This is a genomic window from Pokkaliibacter sp. CJK22405, assembly GCF_046614695.1.
In the GTDB taxonomy this organism is placed as follows: domain Bacteria; phylum Pseudomonadota; class Gammaproteobacteria; order Pseudomonadales; family Balneatricaceae; genus Pokkaliibacter.
Window position 1 is genome coordinate 238,866 of sequence record NZ_JBKKHQ010000016.1, and the last position, 6,000, is coordinate 244,865.

At 51.9% G+C, this 6,000-nt stretch carries 7 protein-coding genes; 3 read left to right on the top strand and 4 right to left on the bottom strand.

Annotated features, from left to right (window positions below; genetic code table 11):
* Window positions 1-119: 119 nt before the first annotated feature.
* Together ACKC9G_RS13005 and ACKC9G_RS13010 are read left to right on the top strand one after the other, a co-directional pair.
* A complete protein-coding gene (locus ACKC9G_RS13005) occupies window positions 120-611 on the top strand; it encodes a hypothetical protein (RefSeq protein WP_411406030.1) in 492 nt (163 codons plus the stop codon).
* Complete coding sequence (locus tag ACKC9G_RS13010) at window positions 608-2,455, top strand: adenylate/guanylate cyclase domain-containing protein (RefSeq protein WP_411406032.1); 1,848 nt, start codon at window positions 608-610, stop codon at window positions 2,453-2,455. The genes ACKC9G_RS13005 and ACKC9G_RS13010 overlap by 4 nt, the downstream gene beginning before the upstream one ends.
* A 101-nt stretch (window positions 2,456-2,556) precedes the next feature.
* On the opposite strand, the gene ACKC9G_RS13015 is transcribed toward ACKC9G_RS13010, so the two are convergent.
* The 3 genes from ACKC9G_RS13015 to ACKC9G_RS13025 form a co-directional block, all read right to left on the bottom strand.
* On the bottom strand, window positions 2,557-3,045 hold the full coding sequence (locus ACKC9G_RS13015) for an FKBP-type peptidyl-prolyl cis-trans isomerase (RefSeq protein ID WP_411406034.1): 489 nt from the start codon (window positions 3,043-3,045) through the stop codon (window positions 2,557-2,559).
* Between the two features lie 77 nt (window positions 3,046-3,122).
* Window positions 3,123-3,911, bottom strand: coding sequence for a M48 family metallopeptidase (locus tag ACKC9G_RS13020; protein WP_411406036.1), 789 nt, complete (start codon window positions 3,909-3,911; stop codon window positions 3,123-3,125).
* A gap of 31 nt (window positions 3,912-3,942) precedes the next feature.
* Window positions 3,943-4,566, bottom strand: a complete 624-nt coding sequence (locus ACKC9G_RS13025; protein WP_411406038.1) for a DsbA family protein — start codon at window positions 4,564-4,566, stop codon at window positions 3,943-3,945.
* Window positions 4,567-4,693: 127 nt separating this feature from the next.
* Between ACKC9G_RS13025 and ACKC9G_RS13030 the strand changes: the two genes are divergently transcribed.
* Entirely contained in the window at window positions 4,694-5,080 is a 387-nt protein-coding gene (locus ACKC9G_RS13030) for a VanZ family protein (RefSeq protein ID WP_411406040.1), read from the top strand.
* Here the strand turns inward: ACKC9G_RS13030 and ACKC9G_RS13035 are convergent.
* Window positions 5,058-5,630 carry a GspH/FimT family pseudopilin gene (locus ACKC9G_RS13035; protein ID WP_411406042.1) on the bottom strand — a complete coding sequence of 191 codons (573 nt, stop codon included), beginning with the start codon at window positions 5,628-5,630 and terminating at the stop codon, window positions 5,058-5,060. The two genes, ACKC9G_RS13030 and ACKC9G_RS13035, sit on opposite strands and share 23 nt — an antisense overlap.
* Window positions 5,631-6,000: the final 370 nt, after the last annotated feature.

Here is a 6,000-nt window from a genome sequence, read left to right on the forward strand (position 1 = left end):
GAAGACCTAAAATAACTCTGATGCAACAGTGAAGTTAACGTCTTGATGGTATAGGGGAATCGGGTTCAGTGTCTAAATTGCTTGCGAGGTGGCTCACTCCAGTTCTGGGCCTGCTGATCATGTCAGGAGTTGCGCATGCTGCAACCTTGCAGGATTTTTATGGAGAGTTTTTGGGACACACCGAAGTCTCCGGTGAACGCGACCGCGATGTCAGTGTCAGTATTCATCCATCCCCGGAAGACAATGGATTTTATATTCAGTGGACGACGGTGATCTATCAGAAAAACCGGGCAGTCAGCCATATCAAGCGTCGTGCGGACTTTGTCCCGACCAAAAACAAGAACGTCTTTTCCTCTGCCATGTCGACCAACGTCTTTGGACGTAAGATCCCGCTGGACCCGCTACAGGGTAAACCCTACATCTGGGCGCGCATTCAAGGCGACACGCTCTCGACCTTTGTCCTGTCGATTGATGATGAAGGTGAATATGAGTTTCAAACCTATGAGCGCACTCTTACGAAAGCCGGGATGCAGCTTCATTACGTCAACATGCGGGATAACAAGCTTTATCGTGAGCTCGATGCCTATCTGACACGGGTGTCTGGCCAATGATGAGGCTCGCCCGGCGCAGTATCTCCATGACCACCATGCTGATCAGCTGTTTCAGCCTGGTGGTGGTGCTTGGGGTCGGCAGTGTGATGTATATCGGGCTCAGCAGTGCCAGTCATAACAGCAAGGAAATGCTGCGCGAGCTTTCGCAGATGACAATGACTACGGTGGCCAATCAGGTCTACGGTCATTTATCGCCTGTGACCACCCAGCTCACTTACCTCAGCGATATTCTGCAGCAAGGCAAGATTGATCCTGAAGATGACTTTGAAGTGGGCACCCTGATTAACGGGGCGATGGCCACAACACCTCAGGTTGTGGGTATGGTCTACATTCGTGCGGACAAAACCCTGGTTTCTGCTCAGCGTCAGGATAATCTCATCATGAGTGAGAACTGGCGTCAGTCCAGCTGGGTCACTCAGTGGCTGGATAAGGCCCCCGATATTTATGGAGTCACCTGGCTTGAGCCGAGAATGTCTCCACGGCTGGGGCGCACCGTGATCCCGGTTGCCGTTCCTTTGCATGACGGGCATCAGTATTTGGGGACTTTGCTGGCAGCGGTGGATATTCGCGAGATCTCGCTGTTTCTGGCTTCGCTATCAGAGCAGATCAATCGTGTGATTTTCATTCTTGATGGCAGTCATCATGTGCTGGCTCATCCGGGACTGTTTGATATTGGTGGCTATCGCTCGACCCTGAGCCAGCCCTTGCCGAGTGTTGAACAGTTCAATGATGTGTACCTGAAAGGAGTTTATGAGCAGAAAAAAAGCGAGCAAAGCTGGCTTTCCGTACCCGGAATGCATAGCCACTACACCACGGAGAATGGTCAGGGCGTGCTTTATATCTACCAACAGATCAGTGGCTTTGGTCCTGAACCCTGGAAGCTGGGGATGTATGTGCGGGAAGATCAGCTGCCGCCGGTGCTTAGCCGTCTGCAGCGCTATCTGGTGGTCAGTGGCATTCTTTTGCTCGTGGTTCTGTTGGTGACCTGGCTGATCAGCAACCGGATTGGCGGCAAGATTCGCTCCCTCGCCAAAGGTATGGATTCCGTTCATGGCGGCCGTCTGGATCAGGCGAAATATTTGCCAGTGAGCCGTATCCGTGAGGTGGATCAGGTTGCCCGTGCTTATAACGTCATGCTGGATAACATTCGCCAGCATCAACTGGCGCAGCGACTTTTAGGGCAGTTTGTCCCTGAGGCAGTGGCAATGCAGCTTGTGAAAGAGGGCGGTGAGATTCCACCCAGGCAAACCGTTGCCACCATCCTGTTCTGTGATCTTGAAGGCTTTTCGACACTGACCCAGCAGATGGGGCCATCACGTCTGGTCAGCGTGCTCAATGCCTACTTCTCTTTGTTAGTGGACCTGATTGAAGCGCAGGGCGGCATCATTACCCAGTTTCAGGGCGATGCCATTTTAGCGACGTTTAATGTGCCCAACCCGCAGGTTGATCACGCCCAGCGTGCGCTTCGTGCGGCGAAGGCCATTCTCGAAGCGCTGGTTGATACCCGTTTTGAGGGTGAAAAGCTGCAGTGTCGCATCGGTATCAATACCGGTGAAGTCGTAGCGGGATCGGTAGGTGCGCCGGATCGGCGTAACTACACGGTACATGGCGATGCGGTGAACATGGCGGCACGACTGGAGCAGATGAACAAATCTTATAACTCCTATCTGCTGGTCGCTGAGTCGACCTATGCGCTGTTACAGGATCTGGACTGGGAGTGTATGGGAAGCGTGCAGCTGCGTGGTCATCTTGGTGAAATGAATATCTATCGCCCTGCAGGCTGGGATGTCGTTAAACCTCCCGTCAGTTCACTGGCTCCGCCCGATGCGTCGGGCTGGCAGTAGCCTGTACTGCTTTTTGACTCAGGGATTGTAGATAAGTCGCGCTATTCCGGCATAAAAAAACGCAGCTCAGGCTGCGTTTTTTAACACCAGATCAGTAGACCTTAGTGGTGGTGATGCTCACCATCTGGGCCGTGAACATGGCCATGAGCCAGCTCGCTCTCAGTTGCTTCACGAACGGTCTGAATATCCACCTCGAAATGCAGGGTTTCACCCGCCAGAGGATGGTTGCCATCAACGGTTACGTTCTCATCATCCACATCAACTACCAGAACAACGTGAGGGCCGTGTTCGGTTTCAGCGTGGAAACGCATGCCAGGCTCGATCTGCTCGATATCGCCAAAGGCTGAACGAGGCACCTGCTGTACCAGTTGATCCTGACGTGGGCCGTAAGCTTTTTCCGCAGGAACGGTCGCAGTCAGCTTTTCACCTGCCTGACGGCCTTCCAGTTGTTCTTCCAAGCCTGGGATCAGGTTGCCGTTACCGTGGATGTAGTCCAGAGGCTGTCCGCCTACTGAAGAGTCCAGTTCATCGCCGGCATCATTACGCAGAGTGTAGTGCATGGAAACTACCGCGTTTTTACTGATTTGCATGGATCAGCCTTCTCTACAAGTGTGTGTAACAACTATGGTAACCCAGCTGGACTGGGTGATGATACCCTTGCCCGGGTTCAGGTCTCGCAGTTGGGATGTTTGCCGAGTCCCCGCGCCTGCTCATAAAGAGGCAAGGCGACTGACAATCGCTTCTGCAGATTTTCCATACGGTTCGCCGGAGCAGGGTGTGTCGAAAGCAGCTCTGGCGGAGAGGCTCCAGCTTCGCGTGCCATGTTTTCCCACAGACTAATGCTTTGCCTTGGGTCGAAGCCCGCACGCGCCATCATATCGACGCCGATAAGATCGGCTTCGCTTTCCTGAACCCGGCTAAAAGGCAGAATGACACCATATTGCGCACCAACGCCTAGCAGGCTTAATAACTGGCTACTATTGCCCGTTACTCCGGTGGCGATATTCACAAGGGAGAGTCCGGTGTCCGTTACTAGCTGAGTTGACATGCGCTCGTTAGAGTGTCCGGCCAGCACGTGCCCAACTTCGTGGCCGATGACTGCGGCAAGCTGATCTTGGCCCTTGGCAACTTTTAATAATCCGCTGTATACGCCAATCTTGCCGCCAGGCAGGGCAAAGGCATTAGCCTCATCGGACTGGAATAGCGTTACCTCCCAGCTCCGTTGTGTGTACTGATCAGGTATTCCGGCTACGACAGCCTGTGCGACACAGCTGACATAGCGATTGGCCTTAGCATCTTTACTGATCGTCGCTTCTTTCTTCAGATCATCGAACGACTGAAGTCCCATTTTCTGCACGTCATCATCGGACAATAGCTTCAGTTGCTTCCGTCCCATGGGGGAGGTGGCGCAGCCTGCCATTGTCAGACACAGCAAAAGAACAAAAAGACGCTTCATAAACGCTTTGAACCTATCTCAACGGGTAGAATTATCGTTTTGCAGCAAGTGCACGGCTGATACGCTCAACCATGACACTTGGGTCATTGTAATCAACCCTGATCGGGTAACGACTGTTCTGATGCAGCAAAATCAGGCTTGGAAAACCGTTAGCGCCAAGGTCCTGTCCTTGACGAATTTCCTGCATGAGTTCGTTGTCGGTGTGTTCGCTGTAGAGCCTTTCAGCAAAAGGCTCGATCGGCAAACCCAGTTCATGAGCGCACTGAAGTAGTGTTTCCGGAACGGAGGGGTTCTGAGCTTTCAGATAGTAGGCTTCCTGAATTGCCCTGATCATGGCCTCTTCTGCATTCCAGAATCGCGCCGCAATTACCGCGCGGCAGGCAGGATAAGTACTTCTTACGGGCTGACAGCGTTCCCAGAACTCATGGTTAAACGGTGTGCCATGCTCTGCCTCAATGAAACGCCAAGTTTGGCTGATGCGCATTTGCATCTCCTTGAGCATCGGCCGATTGCTGTCAGGCGCCAATCCGCCGAGCAGCCGTTTTGTCTGAATCCCTTCCGGTAATGCAGGAATTAATGCATTCCAGCTTGGCATGAATGCCCAGCACCAGCTGCACATCGGATCATGAACATAGACAAGCTGCGCCAGCGCCATGCCTTATACCTCCTGAAGGGTTCTGAAGTTGTGCTAGTGTAGCCTTTTTTAAACTCCGGCCTCATCTCTTACAGTGCTCCCTATTTGGAAATGCCGTGAAGAGATGAGAGCGAATCAAGGAAAGAAGATGGGACAGCGTCAGGAAGATCATCAATACTGGCTTTCATTGACTGGCTTATGGCGTATTGCCGCCATCGGCTGCCTGATTTCAGTCACTGTGTTGAGTCTTCTTCCCGGCGAGGATGTACCAAAGACATCCTTAACAGATAAGCAGTCGCATTTTATTGCCTACGCTTCTTTATGCTTTTTGTTTTCGATGGGGTGGGTCCGCTGGGCTACATGGAAGTGGATGATCATGGCCGCGTTCTATGGTGTCTTTATCGAGTTTTGTCAGCAATTTACCAGTCGCACACCGGATCCTTTGGATGCGCTGGCTAATTCATTGGGGGCGCTACTCGGGTTGGCGTTGGTTGTGATTATCCGAAGCGGACTTAAGTCGTTTGGCCGCAGTTAACATCCTTCCCATTACCACCTTCGGGTAAACCGTTATGGTTTGAGTCGCTACCAAAACGCGGGCGGCCGGGCCGAGAAATGACGATGACGGAGATGCCATCTGTTTCCATTGCAGGAGCGCACACCACCATGGAGCCGAAGTTCGCTGTACTTCCTGGGCCAGCAAAACTGATATAGCGTCTTGGGTAGGTGATTTTGACCCAAGGCTCAGCGCCGGGCAGAAGAAAAATTACCTTCTCATTCCTGTCATGGCGCTTATTGTTATTAAAATCATCGAAAATAATGAGCCCTAAGTTCCAGTCAGGGAGACAGTCCACTTGATCTGTTGTAGGGCAAAGTATGACATGGTGACCGGACTGGATAGCGTGAAGTCTGGCAGCGTTAATGGCGCTGTATGCGTTCCGGGACTGTTCCAGCAACTTATAGCGTTGATAAAGGTGGGCAAAAGCGGGAGAGATGATTCCAATAACAATAGAAATGATCACGACCGTGACAAGTAACTCTACGAGTGTGAATCCTTTCGCACGCGCGGTCTTCTGCAATCGAAGCATCCTGCTTCTCCTTGGCTGGTTGTAGACTTTCATCCGTGAAAGACATCGCAAGACTAGCTCAGGGCTTAGAAAAGTAGCAAACAGATTTTTTATCTGTCTTGCCTGAAAAGTCCTTGACGGACTCATTTAAAGGTCTATAATGCGCCCCCACTGAACGACGCGGCGCATCGCCAAGTCGGGAAAAACAAGAGTAAAATCAAGCAAGTAGCTGCTTGGAAATGAAGTGAGTCATCACCGAATTTTGTAGTTGCTTCAATGAGTCAAAACGCTAACGCAAAAGACTCCTTGACAAGCTTGAGCGGTTCGGTAGAATGCGCACCTCTTGATCGCTGAGACGCAACGCGGATCGGCTTGCTCTTTAAAAATGAAT